At 57.9% G+C, this 14,704-nt stretch carries 19 protein-coding genes and 1 pseudogene; 12 read left to right on the forward strand and 8 right to left on the reverse strand.

Translation table 11 applies throughout. The annotated features are described in order from the left end of the window. The coding region (locus K3G63_RS22275; protein ID WP_220616364.1) for a hypothetical protein at positions 1-843 on the reverse strand (843 nt) is incomplete at its 3' end. A gap of 349 nt (positions 844-1,192) precedes the next feature. Here K3G63_RS22275 and K3G63_RS22280 point away from each other — a divergent pair. Both K3G63_RS22280 and K3G63_RS22285 read left to right on the forward strand, forming a co-directional pair. Next, positions 1,193-1,447 carry a hypothetical protein gene (locus K3G63_RS22280; protein WP_220616365.1) on the forward strand — a complete coding sequence of 85 codons (255 nt, stop codon included), beginning with the start codon at positions 1,193-1,195 and terminating at the stop codon, positions 1,445-1,447. Between the two features lie 15 nt (positions 1,448-1,462). Continuing rightward, positions 1,463-2,182 carry a recombinase family protein gene (locus K3G63_RS22285; protein ID WP_220616366.1) on the forward strand — a complete coding sequence of 240 codons (720 nt, stop codon included), beginning with the start codon at positions 1,463-1,465 and terminating at the stop codon, positions 2,180-2,182. 52 nt (positions 2,183-2,234) lie between these two features. Here K3G63_RS22285 and K3G63_RS22290 read toward each other — a convergent pair whose 3' ends face one another. Together K3G63_RS22290 and K3G63_RS22295 are read right to left on the reverse strand one after the other, a co-directional pair. After that, entirely contained in the window at positions 2,235-2,456 is a 222-nt protein-coding gene (locus K3G63_RS22290; RefSeq protein ID WP_220616367.1) for a hypothetical protein, read from the reverse strand. A gap of 255 nt (positions 2,457-2,711) precedes the next feature. Beyond that, positions 2,712-3,455, reverse strand: a complete 744-nt coding sequence (locus K3G63_RS22295) for a ParA family protein (protein WP_220616368.1) — start codon at positions 3,453-3,455, stop codon at positions 2,712-2,714. A gap of 616 nt (positions 3,456-4,071) precedes the next feature. Between K3G63_RS22295 and K3G63_RS22300 the strand changes: the two genes are divergently transcribed. Both K3G63_RS22300 and K3G63_RS22305 read left to right on the forward strand, forming a co-directional pair. Continuing rightward, on the forward strand, positions 4,072-5,004 hold the full coding sequence (locus K3G63_RS22300) for a replication initiation protein (protein ID WP_220616369.1): 933 nt from the start codon (positions 4,072-4,074) through the stop codon (positions 5,002-5,004). A gap of 132 nt (positions 5,005-5,136) precedes the next feature. Beyond that, positions 5,137-5,472 carry a hypothetical protein gene (locus tag K3G63_RS22305; protein WP_220616370.1) on the forward strand — a complete coding sequence of 112 codons (336 nt, stop codon included), beginning with the start codon at positions 5,137-5,139 and terminating at the stop codon, positions 5,470-5,472. A 261-nt stretch (positions 5,473-5,733) separates the two neighbouring features. On the opposite strand, the gene K3G63_RS22310 is transcribed toward K3G63_RS22305, so the two are convergent. The 4 genes and pseudogenes from K3G63_RS22310 to K3G63_RS22320 all read right to left on the reverse strand — a co-directional run bounded on the left by K3G63_RS22310 (position 5,734) and on the right by K3G63_RS22320 (position 7,484). Next, positions 5,734-5,877 carry a hypothetical protein gene (locus K3G63_RS22310; protein ID WP_220616371.1) on the reverse strand — a complete coding sequence of 48 codons (144 nt, stop codon included), beginning with the start codon at positions 5,875-5,877 and terminating at the stop codon, positions 5,734-5,736. Positions 5,878-6,032: 155 nt separating this feature from the next. Then, positions 6,033-6,824 (reverse strand): helix-turn-helix transcriptional regulator, encoded by a 792-nt coding sequence (locus K3G63_RS22315; protein WP_409070879.1) that lies wholly within the window; start codon positions 6,822-6,824, stop codon positions 6,033-6,035. Positions 6,825-6,857: 33 nt separating this feature from the next. Next, positions 6,858-6,971, reverse strand: a pseudogene (locus tag K3G63_RS23210) (helix-turn-helix domain-containing protein); the annotation flags it as partial. 138 nt (positions 6,972-7,109) lie between these two features. Then, positions 7,110-7,484 (reverse strand): helix-turn-helix domain-containing protein, encoded by a 375-nt coding sequence (locus K3G63_RS22320; protein WP_220616373.1) that lies wholly within the window; start codon positions 7,482-7,484, stop codon positions 7,110-7,112. A 1,068-nt stretch (positions 7,485-8,552) separates the two neighbouring features. On the opposite strand from K3G63_RS22320, the gene K3G63_RS22325 reads away from it, so the two are divergent. The 3 genes from K3G63_RS22325 to K3G63_RS22335 all read left to right on the forward strand — a co-directional run bounded on the left by K3G63_RS22325 (position 8,553) and on the right by K3G63_RS22335 (position 10,944). Continuing rightward, on the forward strand, positions 8,553-9,104 hold the full coding sequence (locus K3G63_RS22325; protein WP_220616374.1) for a hypothetical protein: 552 nt from the start codon (positions 8,553-8,555) through the stop codon (positions 9,102-9,104). A gap of 200 nt (positions 9,105-9,304) precedes the next feature. Then, complete coding sequence (locus K3G63_RS22330; protein ID WP_220616375.1) at positions 9,305-10,501, forward strand: toprim domain-containing protein; 1,197 nt, start codon at positions 9,305-9,307, stop codon at positions 10,499-10,501. Between the two features lie 86 nt (positions 10,502-10,587). After that, positions 10,588-10,944 (forward strand): hypothetical protein, encoded by a 357-nt coding sequence (locus K3G63_RS22335; protein ID WP_220616376.1) that lies wholly within the window; start codon positions 10,588-10,590, stop codon positions 10,942-10,944. Between the two features lie 94 nt (positions 10,945-11,038). Here K3G63_RS22335 and K3G63_RS22340 read toward each other — a convergent pair whose 3' ends face one another. Continuing rightward, positions 11,039-11,224 carry a hypothetical protein gene (locus K3G63_RS22340; protein WP_220616377.1) on the reverse strand — a complete coding sequence of 62 codons (186 nt, stop codon included), beginning with the start codon at positions 11,222-11,224 and terminating at the stop codon, positions 11,039-11,041. 291 nt (positions 11,225-11,515) lie between these two features. Here K3G63_RS22340 and K3G63_RS22345 point away from each other — a divergent pair, with 291 nt between their 5' ends. From K3G63_RS22345 to K3G63_RS22365, 5 genes are all read left to right on the forward strand, one after another. Beyond that, entirely contained in the window at positions 11,516-11,734 is a 219-nt protein-coding gene (locus tag K3G63_RS22345; RefSeq protein WP_220616378.1) for a hypothetical protein, read from the forward strand. Then, positions 11,731-12,723 (forward strand): PAS domain-containing protein, encoded by a 993-nt coding sequence (locus K3G63_RS22350; RefSeq protein WP_220616379.1) that lies wholly within the window; start codon positions 11,731-11,733, stop codon positions 12,721-12,723. The genes K3G63_RS22345 and K3G63_RS22350 overlap by 4 nt, the downstream gene beginning before the upstream one ends. After that, on the forward strand, positions 12,704-13,162 hold the full coding sequence (locus tag K3G63_RS22355; protein ID WP_220616380.1) for a hypothetical protein: 459 nt from the start codon (positions 12,704-12,706) through the stop codon (positions 13,160-13,162). Before K3G63_RS22350 ends, K3G63_RS22355 begins: the two co-directional genes overlap by 20 nt. A 70-nt stretch (positions 13,163-13,232) precedes the next feature. After that, entirely contained in the window at positions 13,233-13,718 is a 486-nt protein-coding gene (locus K3G63_RS22360) for a hypothetical protein (RefSeq protein ID WP_220616381.1), read from the forward strand. After that, entirely contained in the window at positions 13,628-14,257 is a 630-nt protein-coding gene (locus K3G63_RS22365) for a CHAP domain-containing protein (RefSeq protein WP_220616382.1), read from the forward strand. The genes K3G63_RS22360 and K3G63_RS22365 overlap by 91 nt, the downstream gene beginning before the upstream one ends. Positions 14,258-14,704 lie beyond the last annotated feature (447 nt).

Raw genomic sequence — 14,704 nt, forward strand, 5'->3', positions numbered from 1 at the left:
TGAAAAGAATTCACTCATTCGCATCAGGTGACTTGTGCCTTTCCCATAAGCAGTCAACTTAGCAACCTCTGTGATAATCTTTTCACGCTTGCCAGGTTTAAGAACTGCTGGGAGCTCATCTGTAACTTCTTCCGGTGTACCGGCTCCGTATAGTAATTCTACCCACCCGAAAAGATCTTTGCCTGCGTTGTCTAGCAGCATCAACAACGGCGCGGCCACGTCATCAGCATAGATTTGGTCACCCGTGAAGTAGCACTGATGCGGTCGAGGTTCGCCTCCCCCTTGGGCAACTATGTCCTGCCGGGTACCTACTTTATTGTGGCTATCCTCAATCAATTTGTCCAGATAAGCCAGCGCATCGTCTTCGCCACCGTGCGGTTTACGGCACGAGCCGTGAATGATGCGCAAATCACTCAACTCGGTGGAGGGCAGCACAAATGTTGGACGCTCGTAAGTGCCATAGCATAGCCCTATACTATCTTTAGAATTGCTTATACCGCCAGCATGAAATACCCCAGGTGCTGCCAGGTCCTTTTGTCCGCTCGAATTCTGAAACAGCATATCGTAGCAATACAGTTGGTGTGGCTGTAGAGCGCTGCCCCTAGAAGCCGTGACAGCGGCTATATGCAAATAATCGCCCATCTGAACGGTTGAAGTACTACCCGTGAGCTTCAGCTTGTTGGGAACTACCCTACCGCCCTCGTAAATATTCAGGGTAAGTGTTGCTGCATTCTTGAGAGCTACCCATACGGTTACAGAATTAGCTTCGGTGCGTCTTAGAATGGGGCCAGCAATGATCAGCGGTAATGAATTGATCCTATCACGGAGCGGGTTAATGGACATAGTAATTAGGTATAGTTAATTATGCGTATAGTAAAATTCTTCTGTCAGATAGAACCCGCAGATCATGTAGTTGCGAGTATCTAGATGCGCTTGTAAGAATAAATGCTAACGACGGTTGCCTCATAGAGAAAAGCACCTTTTAAGATGGCGAAGCCGAGACTGATGGCCCACTCATAACCTTTTCCAAACGACCGTTCAGAAAATGTTATAAGCTCGGCAAAAGTCGTAGCTTTGGGCTGAGTTAGTAGGAAGTAATGGGGGTAGAAGCCACGCAGGCTTCGGAGAGCTCCAGGGGGAGCAGCAGAGAATACAGCACGATACGAATAAGATAAGTAAGAAGAATAAGGATATGTCCCGACAGGTATACGTTACGAACTACGCGCGGTTAACTGAAGAATTTGCCCTGGACCGGGCCGCGTCTCAACTAGAAATAACAGAGCTGCTCGTGCGGCTCCAGGATAAAGTAGATCAGCGGATGCCCCAGCCCTATCTTATAATTGGCCAGGCGCGTCCCACTGAAGGCGAAGATAGTGTAATCTTTCAGTTCTCCCACCAAACGGCCGAGAGTATTCACTACGAATACGAGCGGCGGCTGGGTTCTTAACCGATAAGGCATTCTATGCGGCAATACGTTCCCTACTACCGGGTCTCGACACAGAAACAAGGCAGTTCCGGACTGGGCCTAGAGGCGCAGCGGGCGGCCGTGCACCAGTATGTGCCCAGCCCTGGATGCATTGTGGAAGAGTTTACGGAAATAGAGAGCGGCAAGAAAAACCAGCGGCCGCAGCTAGAAGCCGCCATTGCCGCCGCCCGCCGGGCCGGGGCTACCCTGCTCATCGCCAAGCTCGACCGCCTGAGCCGCAACGCGGGCTTTATCTTCGCCTTACGCGACTCGGGGGTGGATTTTGTGTGTTGCGACATGCCCGATGCCAACACGCTCACGGTGGGGCTGTTTGCCGTCATTGCCCAGCACGAGCGGGAAACCATTTCCAAGCGGACCCGGGATGCACTAGCGGCCAAAAAGGCCCGGGGTGCCCAACTTGGCACCCCGGCTAACCTGACGCCCGCAGCCGTGGCCAAGGGCCAGGCCGTGCGGCAGCGGAACGCGGCCAACAACCAGCGTAACCGCCAGGCAGCGCGGCTGGCTACTCTCCTACAGGCCCAGGGCCACACGCTCCAGCAGATTGCCACCGAGCTCAACGACTCCGGCTACCTCACGCGGCGGGGGCACGCTTTCTACCCGGCCACGGTGCAGCGCCTGCTTAGCCGGGTAACGGCTCTGCCTCCTGACCCCTCGGCGGAACAGGCTCCCTATGCCCCTGCTGGTGGTAAGGCGTAGCAAGGGGGTAGTGTGTGGGATTCGTCACAAGGCTTGGGCAAAGCCCGCTGTGCTATTTGGGTAGGCCCCGCCGGATGCGCTGCCGGCGGCTTTCCTCCTGCTCCCGGATGTGGGCGGGCCGGGCCTCAATAGTAGCACTGGCGAAGAGCAGCTCCAGGGCCTCGTGCAACGCCTGCTTCTGGGTATACTCGTACTGGCCAGCTACCCGGCGGGTGTGCACGTAGTCCTTGAGTTGCTCCAGATACTGCTGCCCGATGATAAATGTTTGGCGCACGTCAGCAGACGCTGCAGGACTGACAACATTAGTAACACTGGTAACAGGTGTAACCAAAGGCGTCTCACCGTTCTGCGTGTTATTGGTGTTACTAGTATTACCTGTATTACTATTTTCGTTACGAACCGCAGCCGGTGATGTTTCAGGGCTTCGTTCCTGCTCCAGAAAATCCAGGAAGTCCTTTTCCGAGGTTCTTTTGGGGGGCGTGGCGGGGGGAGCCAGCTTCTTGAATGACTTAGCCATGTGCCTGCTTCGTTAGCGGGTAAGGATTTCTTGCACCAGAGCCTGGTAGTCGGTGGCTCCGGGACTGGCGGGGGCGTAGCGGAAAATATCCTGGCCCAGGTGGGGTGCTTCACCCAGGCTGATAGCTTCCCGGACCGTGCTGGTAAGTACCAAGGTGGGGTACTTCTCCCGAATCAATTCGGCGGTTTCTCGTCGGAGCACTTTGCGGCCGTCGAAACGGGTGAAGAAGATACCGCCGATTTTCAGGCCTGGGTTCAGCCGCCGCTGTACGCGGGCAACCATCTCCAGTACTTTCTCCAAGCCATCAGTGGCGTAGAGCTGCGCTTCCACCGGAATGTAGAGCGTGTCGGCGCAGGCGTAGGCGTTTAGGGTAATCAGGCCCAGGGCGGGCGGGCAGTCCAGCAGAATATAGTCGCAGCGCGCGTGCAGCGGCTCGAGCAGATCCTTTAGCAGATACTCTCGGTCCAGTTCGTCGCCCTTTACTTTCTCGAAGCTCGATAAGGCGGGGGCTCCGGCCACCAGGCCCAGGTTTTCCTGCACGGGGTAGGCCTTCAGGTCGTACTCTTGCAACAGGGCACCGTACACATTGTACTCCGGGGCCTCCAGGCCCAGCCCCCGGGTCAGGTTTGCCTGGGGGTCCAGATCGATGAGCAGGACTTTGTAGCCAGCCCGGGCCAACCCGGCTCCCACATTCGCCACGGATGTGGTTTTGCCTACCCCTCCCTTCTGATTAGTAAATGCGAGAATCTTGCTCATGAGGCAATATTATAAAAATGCCCGGTGTTATGCGTGTTACTGAGTTGCAGATATGGTGTTACCAATGTTATTCAATGAGGATTGTATTTTCTTCTGTATACCCACTTGATGCGCTGGGCATACAGAAGAGGGGATTTTTGGTCGGTTAACTTATAAAAGGGGGGTATAGAGTATGACGGTTTCACTTATAAAAAGTGGTTTTATATTTATAAGAACATATATAATATTAAAAAAGTACAATCACAGAGGCTGCGTGCTGATGTTGTTTCCGGTGGGGTTGCTTGTTGATGTTTTTGGGTGAAAAACCACTTTTTATAAGTCGACAAATCTCTTTAAAAGCTTTTTGTTGGCCCGACATCAACAAATTTGTGAAAACTTGTCTTATTTACCTATTTGCAGGGGTCACAACTAGCTGATAATCAATAGCATATAAAGGTTTAAAACCACTTTTTATAAGTGAAAAACCACTTTTTATAAGTGAAAAACCACTTTTTATAAGTGAAAAACCACTTTTTATAAGTCTATCCACCACTTTTTATAAGCGAAAAACCACGTCTAATTTTAACAGTGGTTTTTATACTGTATAGACAGTACATTTAGCCAAACATTCCCTGGTATGCCGCCCGAGAACCTACCGCTAACTGAACTGGCCATTCGTCAGCACAACGCCATTACCACGGCGCGCTATGATTATTCGGCTTGTCAGCTGGATATCCTGTTTTACGTGCTGTCCAAGCTCAAGAAAGACGACAGCCCCGATACCCAGTACTGCATTTACGTCAAGGACATTGAGAACCTGACGGGGCGCCGCTGGAACTACCAGCAGCTGCGCGAAGCGACGGCGGATATGGGCTCGCGTATGTTTGAGGTAGAGAATGCGCAGGTGTACAAGCAGCTGTGGATGTTCCAGAAGGTGGAGTACATCAAGGGGCGAGGCTACCTGGAAATTGAGCTCTCGCGCCACATTCGGCCCTACCTCTACGAGCTGAAAGATAATTTCACGTCCTACCAGCTACACTCGGCTCTAAAGCTCACCAGCAAGTACGCCAAGCGCATTTATCAACTGACCTCGCAGTGGAAGGACGTGGGCGAAACTCGGGTGTACGAATTGGATGAGTTCAAGCTCATGCTCAAGCTCAAGGACCCCACCGGCCGGGAGCCGGAGCAGTTCCAGAATATCAGCCAGCTCAAGGCCCGGGTGCTGGATATTGCCATCCGGCAAATCAACGAGCACACCGACTTGCAGGTAGACTACCAGCTCCAGAAAAAGGGCCGGGCCTTTACGGGGCTGCGGTTTTACGTGCGCAAGCAGCAGCCCCAGCAGCTCCCAATTCCGTTCGCCGATACTCAGGACGATACCCGCACCCAGCTGGCCCGTCAGCACCTCGATACGCTCGGCATCGCCCAGCCCGAGTTGCAGCAGGCCATTCTCACCGATGGTCACCTGGTCGACGAGCTATTCAAGTTCATGTACAAGCTGAAAACCGACAAGGTAAAAGCGGACCGCAACCCTGGGGGACTGTTTCTAAAGATGCAGGGCCTACGGTAAGTTGAAAAACCACTTTTTATAAGTGGCACCCTGGCCACTTCCTCTCCTAAGGAACATAGGTAACACCGTGTTATTTGTGTTATCTGCTACAGCTAGCGCCAATTGGCTACCCTTTAGCACTTCTTCCACTTTATGGGTCACTGCACCGCTGCCCTCGAGGACAACCTGCTCAGGCTTACGGATAAACACGAAGTGAATGCACAGGAGGAGTTGAGAGTCGCCGGCGCGGAGCGCTATGTGCTGGAAGAACTGGACTACCCCGTAGACCTGGCAGCGGGCCTGCTCCAGAATCTGCACCGACGAGCGTTCGGGCAGCTGTACGAGTGGGCCGGGCAATGGCGGCGCGGCGTGCCAAACGAGAGAGCCTACCTGTCCCCGCCAGCTCACCAGGTACCCTTGCTGCTCTACGAATTTGTAGACGAACTGACTGGCCTTCTTATAGCAGCGGGGGGGGTAAAATTACTCTAAGCCGTTTCCTGACTCACCGGCAGCTCCCGGCGGAGCCCTCTCCGGAAAGTGTGGCGGCGCTGCTGGCGTATGCGCATTACCGGTTAGTGGCCATTCGGCCGCACGGCGCGTCTGTTTACCAACCTGCTGGCTTACTCCTACGGCTATCAGGAGGTAGTACTGTACCAGTGGCAGGCCATCCGCCGGGCCGATGCCTATGAGCTAGGGCCACTGCACCAGCTCATCCGCGCCTAGCTGCGGCCGCTGCTTTAGGCTGCCGGACTAGGTTTGCTCATAGAGGGCCTCCAGGCGTGCCAGGGGCACAGTTTGGTTTTCCAGGGCCATGGACGCGTACACGGACTGCACCACTCTTGCTTTCACAATGGCCGGATCCTGGAGCTGCGGATAACGGTCGCGGAGTTTCATAACGGCAAGGGCAGTAGATACTGTGGTACCGCAAAAGTAGCCACAAAGTTCACGGGCGGGCCTTGGTGCGCCCCCTATGCTACCATACCAAACGCCCGGCCCCGGCCCCCAAGGGGGCGGCAGCCGGGCGTGCGGGAGAAGGCAGTAGCGGAAACTTACTGAGCCTCGGGCGGGGTAGAGGGGAGCTGGGAAGGAGCCACCTGCCGGACCAACGTTTGCAGAAACTGCCTCAACTCCTGGTTTTCCTCTTTCATCTGCTCATACAACTCCCGCAGGTCGTGCAAGCCTTCCTCCACGTTATCTACCTTGTGGAATAACTGTTCGTTCCGGTTGGGCATATACTTTGTGATCTGCGCTTCTACGTGCCAGATTTCCAGAATATCGTCGTAATACACATTGAAGGGCGGGTGCGTCCGGTTATCGGAGCGCAGACGCAGAAATCCGTCGCGCCGTAGCCGGTTTTTTACCCGCTTGATTTGTAGCCCACGCGACTCGGTAACGACCACGTAGCACTCCAGGTCCGTGAGCGACTCCCAATCGAAGCGTTCCAGGTAGCGGCACACCAGCCAGTCGCCGTCGTGGTACGTGGTTTCCATACTGTCGCCCACTACCTGCACGCCCCGCATGTGCCCCTGGCGAACTATCTCGCTGGGCAGTATCATGGGGCTCGACTGCTCGAAAAACTCCTGGCTCTGGTAACCGGCTAAGTAGTTGGCGGCGGCCTTATAGTTGATCAGCGGGATGGTAGCCAGGCCTTCCGTGTTCTGGGTAACCACCAAAAACTCGCCCGCAGCTGCAAGCCGAGCCGAAGTTTCGGGGACCGGTTCAGGCTGGGGGGCCAGTGACGGCTCCGAAGAAACCGGGGCAGCCGCCAACAGCGGCTCTTGCGGCGGCCCGCTCGTGAACAGAAAGTTCAGGTTGATTCCCTTACTATGCAGAAAATGCATGTACTCATGCGGGATAGTTTTTGTCTTTCCCCCCTCCAGCCGGCTGATATCACTTTGCGACAGGCCAGCGGCTTCCGCCGCTTCTACCTGCTTAAGCCCCAACAGTGCCCGACACTGCTTGAGACGCTCAACTATAACTGGGTCCATGCATTGATATTTAAAAATTTCATATCAATTCTTGTTTGATATGTTATTAGTGCATATACTTGCACCGTACTAGCACACAAATATGCATAAACTTATTATAAAAGCCTAATGCAACAGCTCTTTCGCCGCGGTCGGCTCTCAGGTGGCCGCAATGATATCGTTGAACTCCCGCAGCCGGACCAGCCACCGAGCCAGGCACTCCGGACTGCCATCCAGTTCCACCAGCACAGTGACGGTCTGGGGGGAAGCAGCACCAGTCGTAAGCTCAGCCGGCACGGCTGAAGCGCGGCGCGGCGCAGTTCGCACATCTTCATCGGGATTGTAGTTGTAGAACTGCTCCAGGCTCATCCCAAAAATGCCTACAATCCGTTGGAGCACGTCCACTTTGGGCTTTACATCGCCCCGTTCGTAGCGCGCAATAGCGCTGTAATCCTTCCCTACTCGCTCCGCTACCTGGGATTGAGACAGTTTAGCACGAATTCGTAGCAGACGAAGCTTTTCCGAGAGTTCCATGGGCGCGTTCCTTCATCGAAAGAAAGTATTCTATTGATTTTCAATATATTATACTAGTAACTTAAATTTAACTATAGTATTTTTATTGCAAGTTGCGTTATAACTACAGCATATTGCCACGAAATAACTACCCTACTTTATGCTGATTTCGCATAATTAGTTAATTTATTCTTATTCACTTTATCCTCGTTAGGTTATGCTACTGGCACAAGCTGGTAAGGTTGGTTTCCGCTTTCCGTCTTCCGTATCACTATCCATTATGCTATCTGGGAAGGCAGCACTCCTCCCGCAAGGAAGGCTGTTTTTGGAAGACGTTGGGGGAAACCGCAGCCACATACGGAGGGAGCAACCTGTTCGGCTTTCACGCTTCGGCCCCAGGGCCGGGCGTAGCCTGGGCAGGCTTCCCCTACGGCCTCAACTGCCCTTGCCGCTACGTGTTTTGTGGCCCTCGTCCTCTGCTCTGCTCCTTCAGGGGTAAGGCCAGTGGCACTGGGGCGGGACCGTACGCTTGCCGCGCGCACGCGTCCCGCCCACAGCGCCCGCTTACCGCTCTGCGTACACACACCGTGCAATTTTTCTGCTGCGCTGGCTCCGGCTTCGGTCGGGCCTGGCGGGCGTTTGCTGTCTCCTAAGCACGTGCACCTCCTGGTATGTTTTCCTGTTGGTTTCTGACGCCCGGACTGCGGTCCGGCACGGTTTGTTCGGCCCCGGCGCTACGCCCCGGGCTGCTTTGCCCACCTGCCTACAAGCCCGGCGGAGGCACTTTTTTCCTGCATCTGTAGATACGGCTGCCGCCTGCGGTAGCCTCACTGGCGTGCGCTGGCGAGGCGAAGCAGGCTGGGCAGTCTTTGCCGATTCTGGCTATGCTACGACATCCTTCTTGGCTAACGACCCCGCGCGTGCTGGCCTTGGTGGTGCTGGAGCTACTGGCCCTGCTGGGTCTGCTCGGCCACCACCTCTACTGCTGGCTACACTAGCCCTATCTGCCCGCCCACCGCCAAACGCGGGGCACCTCCGGGACGCCCTTGGTGTAGGCCGGCCCTACCAGTTCCTTTCTATTCCGACTTCATGTATCACCCCACCGCCCGGCGCAAGCCCCGCATCAATTACTCGGCTACCTTCCGGCGGCTGCACCAGCTGCTGCGCGACCCCTCGCCTATTGCCCCCGCCCCACGGCCTACTCACCTGGCAGCCGTGCGCGCCCAGTACGGCCCCGGCCCCAAAAAGCTCCGCTTCCCGCAGCTGAAGGGCAACGTCTGGAACACCATGAAGGAAATAGTAACCATCTTCTACGCTACCTGGCAACGGGCCCGCGGGGCCACCAACCTGGCCATTACTACCACCCGCGCCTCCTTGGCCAAGCGCTGCGGAAACCGCGACCCGAAAACGGCCTACCGCCACATTCTGACGCTGGTGGAAACGGGCTTCCTGCGGGCTAAGGTGCACATCCGGCATGGCTTGCAGCTGCTACTGAACCCCACCTTATTGGTTTTCGAGGAGGTAGAGCAGCTGCCCTCGCCGCCAGCCCAAGCGGGCGGATCAACCCAGGCCGCGGCCGTTGCCGATTCGGTGCGGCAGCTAGCCGCCACGTTTTCGCTCACCCCCGTGCAGCGTACTTAAAAAAGCCTAAACGGGCATTTTCCCCCGCTTTATAGATAAGAACTATTTATAAATTCTATGAAGCATAGGAACGCCGCCACCCGGGCGAGTTATCCACTTTTTTTCCACAAGAAAGGAAGCCGGCTGAAAAAAAATAGGTCCGCCGGCGGCCGCCTTGCCCACCCATAGCGGGCGGGCCAGCGGCTTCGTGCTTATCCTCTATGCGTTCTTCTTCCTCCCTGGCTGCGGCCAAGCGCTTTCCCATTCTCTCCCTGCTGACCCTGCTCAACATTCCGGTGGTGAGCGTGGCAGCCGGACAGGAGCACTACTGCCTCTCGCCCTTTCGGCAGGAGTCCACGCCTTCCTTCGTGGTGAATCCGCGCAAAAACGTCTGGATTGATTTCGGGGAAACCGATGCCGCCGGCCGCCCCGCCGGGGGCGACGTGCTGGCCCTGCTGATGCGGTATTTCCGGGTAACGCTGCCTCAGGCCCGGCTGCTGCTGCGCGAGCTGGCCGGGCAGTCCGTACCCGCGCCCACCCTCCCCCCACTGGAGCCCCAACCCGCCGGGGCGGCGTTTCAGGAAGTGAGCCTGAGCCCGCTCAGCTACGCTCCCCTGGTGCAGTACCTGCGCGAGCGGGGCATCCGCTGGGAGCTGGTACAGCGCAATCCACACGTGCTGGGGCGTCTGCAGCAGGTGTTCTACCGGCCCGTCGGCTCTGCCCGCTCCCGGCCCTACTTCGCGCTGGCCTGGCGCTCCGACGCGGGCGGATGGGAGCTGCGCAGCAAAAACTTCCAGTCCTGCCTGGGTCCCAAGGGCCTGAGCTACCTGCCGGGCCGTGAGCCAGGCTGCGCCTTATTCGAGGGCTTTTTCGACTACCTGAGCGCACTGACCCACTTCGGCTGCGTTTCTTTCCGGTGCAGCGTGCTCATCCTCAACTCCGTGAGCATGTCGGCACAGGCTTTGCCCTACCTGGAGGCGGCTCCCGTGGTATACAGCTTCCTGGATAACGACGCGGCCGGGCGCAAGACGCTGGCGTTTTTTGAGCACCACCTGCCCGGGCGCGTGCAGGCCCAGAATCATCTTTATCAAGGCTACAAGGATGTAAACGATTTCCTGACCCGCACCCCCCCCACCCGCCCGCTGCCGGCCCCGGAACCGCAGGCGCACCCGCGCCGGGCCACGGCCCGCTGGTGGCTGTGGGTAGTATTTGAGACGCCCGATCCTACCCCGCGCCACTGCACCTTCTACTCCTACTCCAACGACGCGGCGGGCTACCAGGCCCTGGTGCAGCTCTGCCAGCGCCTGCAGCCGCAGCTGCGCTACTACCGCCTCTGCGAGCGGACCCAGGGCCTCGAGTTTCGGGTGGTGGCCCGGCCGGGCAGCTTCCTTCCCGCGCTGCCCACCCACGCAAGCTAACCCGGCCGGGCCGGAGTGAGTAGGTAGCGCCTAGGGGAGAAAATACGCCGGTGGCGGTTCGGTTTCTGTTTGCTATCCTTCCCATCATGAAAGAAACGCTCCTGCTTAGCTACCTGCAAGTTCGTTTTCTCACCCAAGCCCTGCACCAGTGGTTGCAGGAGATTCGGCCGCCCCACGGCAACGCGCCCCGGCTCTCGGCACTGCAAGCTATCAGCGCCGAGGCCGTGCTGCCCAGCCTTACCGGGCGCCTGCACCGCCAGCTGCTGCACCATCTACGCCCGGGCGAAGCCGCCGCGACCCTGCTCCCAATTCAGCTAACCTTAGCGGAAATGCTGGCCGTGTTCCGCTGCCTGCCATTGCCAGAAACCCAACCGGAACTTCACGCCGTTATGCTGCGGCTCAGTGAGCTGCTGAAAAAATATGAACCCTATGTCATCGTGTAGCCCGGCGGCAGCCTTCACTTCTTCCTCCCCCATTCGGAGCCAGCAACTGGGCCGGCTGGTTGGGGAAGCACAACGGCCGCTACCAGGGCACGGCTCAGGGTGTGTCGATTTCCCGCTGGGGCGGACCCAGGGCCTGAATAATCTGGGCTACCTCGTTGGCCCGTAGCAGCTTGCGCCGCCCAAACTGCAGGCCAGCTTCTTGTAGCCACCGTCGCAGCGTGTCGGGAGTGCACGAATACCAGCCCGCAATCTGGCTTTTGGTTGCCGATGTAATTCTCATAAGTCGATAGAAATAGAAACGATACACTAACGCTAACGCCCTGGTGGGGCAGTGGTAAAGATACGCAGGTTTGGCCTGCCCCCGCCAGTGTGCTATGTCCGCGAAACCCCGCCATACCCACGAAATAGCCGCCGTACCCCGGCGTATCCGACGCAAACCTGCTGGTGGCGGAATCAGAAGCAGAACTTGCCGGTTCTTAGCAAAGCTTCGGCGTACTATCCTATTCAGCTGGCTATCAGCTGAGCCTATATTCAACAGCCTCTATCTACAATCCAATTACTACCTATTCGTATGTGTACTATTCTGCCCCCCGGGGCCGCCGCGCCGGCCGCCCGGTGCTCTGGCGCGGCTTGCCCCGCCCGCAACGCCGGCCGCTGCCGCCGCGCTGCCTGCTCCGGCCCGGCTGCTGCGGTGCCCGCCCTGCCCGCTGCCGTTGCGTTTCCGTCCGTATCTGGTGAGGCGGGCGCGCCGGCCCGTCCGGTCCTTACCGATGCTTCCCAGCGCGTATGAGCTGGTTGCTACACGCCCTTCGCCAGCGCCTGAGAGAGTTGCAGGAACAGTTGCTCCGCCTGCTGCCGGGAGTAACGGCGCTACAGTGGCCACGCCGGCGCCTGTGGTGGCTGCTGGGCCTGAGCCTGCTGCTGTGGGCGGCCCTGGCCGGCCTTTCGCCCGCGGGGCTGGTTTGGCACGAATGGGGCTTGCTGGTGGGTACGGTGAGCATGGCGGCTGCCTGCCTGGCCTTCAACCTGCTGCTCTGGCGCATCTATCACCGCCGCGGCGATTTGCGGCCCGTGCGTACGGCGTTGGTACTGGTGGGGGTGCTGTTTTCCCTGCTGACGGCCGGGCGCATGCTGCACGTGACTACCCTGTTTACGGGAGCCTGGGCCGTGGTAGGCAGCGCCATCAGTCTGGCCACGGGCCTGGTGGCGGTGGTGGCGGTGGTGCTGGCCTTCTCGGCCGAGCAGTACGCCATGCAGCTCCCGCGCCTGGCCGACTTACAGGCCGCTACCGAGGAACTGGTGGAAGTGCGGGCCTTGCTGCAGCTGCGCGAAAACATGAGCCTGGAGGGCATGTTTATCAGCGCCGATGCCACCATCCTGGAGGCCAATGCGGCAGCCTACAAAATCCTGCAGTACGACCAGAGCAAGCACGAACTGGTGGGCATGCGCGCCGTGCAGCTCCTCCACGACGACGACTACCACATTGCCTACCAGCACCTGCTGCGCAATGATTCCAGCCCTTACGTGGTGCGTGCCATCACTAAAACTGGAGCCGTGGTGTACCTGCAGGTGGTAGGGTCCAATTTCTGCCGCCACAACCAGGATGTAGTCCGCGTGACCAGCTTCCGCGACGTGAGCCTGGAGCGCCACTACCTCCAGCAGCTCATGCCCTACCCCGACATCAACGACAAGCTCACCCAGGAGCTGACCGAGTTACGGTCCTACTTCGCGAGTTCATCCTCTTCCCCCTCCCCACCCCATGCTGCCGCCCCCCGCTGATGCTGATGCGTACAGGCAGGTGCTTCTGGCTAGCATCCTCCCCAACGGGGAGCATGTATTCGATAAAGTATGGGAAAGCACGGCCGTCGGCGGGTTGCTGCTGCTCGTGACGGCCCTGGTATGCGCTGTGTGCTGGACCCTGTACAAAGAACTGAAGGCCGAGCGCGAAGCCCACCGCCTGGCCAGCCTCCAGAAAGATGAGCAGCTGGAAAAGCTCAACGAGCGGTTTCGCAATGAAATGGTGGCTACCCGCCAGGTGACAGAAGGCCTGATCCGGCAGCTGGAGGAGCTGCAGGCCGAAGTTAAGCACAACAACATGCGCCCCGAGTTCAATCAGGGCCTGATGCAGCTCAAGAACGGCTTGCGGGCCCTGGGCGAAGAGCACGGCCTGAAAGCCAGCCAGATGAACATGGACACGGGCCTTGTATTCGACCATTAAAAGTTACTGATTATCACTTTACTACATAGCCTATTTTCCTTTTTCACTTTATTCTTTTACGCTACTTTCTATGCATCCTTTTCTCTCGCAGTTTGCTGCGCAGCTGGCCCCCGCCCGGGCGCTATGGCAGCGGTTTGCCACCTGGTTTAAGCTTTTTCAGAAACGCTGGAACGACTGGCCGCTGGTAGTGGGCGCCATCGTCCTGTTCCTGGCCGTGCCCTACTGGCTGCGCCGCTACCTCGACCCCGAGGCCCGGGCTTTCCCGGTGGACTACCTGAACGTGCTGCCCTCCGCGCTGCTGTACTTCGTCTACGCCTCGGCCGTGGCCTACACCATGTTCCGCCTGCAGTTCCCGGACCTGTTTTCCGACTTCATCCGCTGCCTGGAGAAAGACCTGCTGGACTTGCCGGAGCAGGCCGTCTACCAGCTCGATAAAGACTACTATGACCGTAAAAACGCACAAGCATGGCGCCTGTTCAAAACCTCGCTTACTATCTTGTTCTGCTACTTCTTTGGCACCCTGCTGCTGGAAATAGCCGTGCTGGTTATCAGCTAAGCCCCCAGCCGGAGCGGGCAGCCGCGGGGCCAGCCCCCCAGCGCCTGCGGGCCGTGTACCTAAGCCAGGTGGGCGTGCGCGAGGCCACCGGCCGCAACGACGGAGCCCAGGTGGAGGCCTACCTGCGCGAAATTGGACTACCCCGCGGCTACCAGTGGTGCTCGGCGTTTTGCGTGTGGTGCTTCCGGCAAGCTGGCATTCCGGCTCCTCGCTACGGGCGGGCCCGCAGCTGGTTTACCACGGCCCGCCTGCTCTACCGCCAGGATGCGGAGCAGCGGCCTCCTGAGCTGGGCCACGGCAACCTGCGCCGCCGGAACGAACCGCGCCTACCCCCCCGCCCCGGCGACTTGGTAGGCTACCGCTTCAGCGGCTCGGCGGCCATCAACCACGTGGGCTTTTTGGATAGCGACTGGGGCACCGGCCCGAGCGTAACCACGGTGGAAGGCAATACTAACCTAGCCGGCTCCCGCGCCGGCAACGGCGTATGGCGCAACATCCGCCATAAACGCATGCTTTATGCTATAGCTCGGTTCCCTTAATTCCTCCTGTATACATAAACTTGGTGGCTGCCCTGGCTGATTCCGTCAGTAATGCGGTAATAAGTATTGAAAATAATAAAAATAATTATCGAGCCTTGTAACCTTGGAAATAATATTTTAGTATTGCACTGATATATACGCATCAGAATTAGTTATAATTATTTTTAGTAGTGCAGTTATGGCTAGTAAGTCGCGAGAACAACTCTTGCAGGAAATTAGCACCGCCCTTCCCAGTGGCGGGGTACCAGGCTTAACCACTGCCAGCGGGGTACGCTCCGTCCTGACAAGCTTGACGGATGAGTTGCTAGCCCTGCGGCAAGCACCAGGCTCGGCGGTCCAGGCGGCTAGCCTACAGCTACCCAAACCACTGCTGCAAATTCGCTATGGCGCTGCTTTCCAGCGGCAGCCGCTGGTTACGGCCAACCACCTCCGGGTCAGTTTTGCGTC

The organism is Hymenobacter sp. HSC-4F20 (genome assembly GCF_019599275.1).
GTDB lineage: Bacteria > Bacteroidota > Bacteroidia > Cytophagales > Hymenobacteraceae > Hymenobacter.

What these genes read in the sequence shown, in the direction of transcription:
- K3G63_RS22280 (WP_220616365.1), top strand. Translation starts at nt 1,193, where the DNA reads ATGTCCCGACAGGTATACGTTACGAACTACGCGCGGTTAACTGAAGAA.
- K3G63_RS22285 (WP_220616366.1), top strand. Translation starts at nt 1,463, where the DNA reads ATGCGGCAATACGTTCCCTACTACCGGGTCTCGACACAGAAACAAGGC.
- K3G63_RS22295 (WP_220616368.1), bottom strand. Translation starts at nt 3,455, where the DNA reads ATGAGCAAGATTCTCGCATTTACTAATCAGAAGGGAGGGGTAGGCAAA.
- K3G63_RS22300 (WP_220616369.1), top strand. Translation starts at nt 4,072, where the DNA reads ATGCCGCCCGAGAACCTACCGCTAACTGAACTGGCCATTCGTCAGCAC.
- K3G63_RS22305 (WP_220616370.1), top strand. Translation starts at nt 5,137, where the DNA reads ATGGGTCACTGCACCGCTGCCCTCGAGGACAACCTGCTCAGGCTTACG.
- K3G63_RS22310 (WP_220616371.1), bottom strand. Translation starts at nt 5,877, where the DNA reads ATGAAACTCCGCGACCGTTATCCGCAGCTCCAGGATCCGGCCATTGTG.
- K3G63_RS22315 (WP_409070879.1), bottom strand. Translation starts at nt 6,824, where the DNA reads ATGCATTTTCTGCATAGTAAGGGAATCAACCTGAACTTTCTGTTCACG.
- K3G63_RS22320 (WP_220616373.1), bottom strand. Translation starts at nt 7,484, where the DNA reads ATGGAACTCTCGGAAAAGCTTCGTCTGCTACGAATTCGTGCTAAACTG.
- K3G63_RS22325 (WP_220616374.1), top strand. Translation starts at nt 8,553, where the DNA reads ATGTATCACCCCACCGCCCGGCGCAAGCCCCGCATCAATTACTCGGCT.
- K3G63_RS22330 (WP_220616375.1), top strand. Translation starts at nt 9,305, where the DNA reads ATGCGTTCTTCTTCCTCCCTGGCTGCGGCCAAGCGCTTTCCCATTCTC.
- K3G63_RS22335 (WP_220616376.1), top strand. Translation starts at nt 10,588, where the DNA reads ATGAAAGAAACGCTCCTGCTTAGCTACCTGCAAGTTCGTTTTCTCACC.
- K3G63_RS22340 (WP_220616377.1), bottom strand. Translation starts at nt 11,224, where the DNA reads ATGAGAATTACATCGGCAACCAAAAGCCAGATTGCGGGCTGGTATTCG.
- K3G63_RS22345 (WP_220616378.1), top strand. Translation starts at nt 11,516, where the DNA reads ATGTGTACTATTCTGCCCCCCGGGGCCGCCGCGCCGGCCGCCCGGTGC.
- K3G63_RS22350 (WP_220616379.1), top strand. Translation starts at nt 11,731, where the DNA reads ATGAGCTGGTTGCTACACGCCCTTCGCCAGCGCCTGAGAGAGTTGCAG.
- K3G63_RS22355 (WP_220616380.1), top strand. Translation starts at nt 12,704, where the DNA reads ATGCTGCCGCCCCCCGCTGATGCTGATGCGTACAGGCAGGTGCTTCTG.
- K3G63_RS22360 (WP_220616381.1), top strand. Translation starts at nt 13,233, where the DNA reads ATGCATCCTTTTCTCTCGCAGTTTGCTGCGCAGCTGGCCCCCGCCCGG.
- K3G63_RS22365 (WP_220616382.1), top strand. Translation starts at nt 13,628, where the DNA reads ATGGCGCCTGTTCAAAACCTCGCTTACTATCTTGTTCTGCTACTTCTT.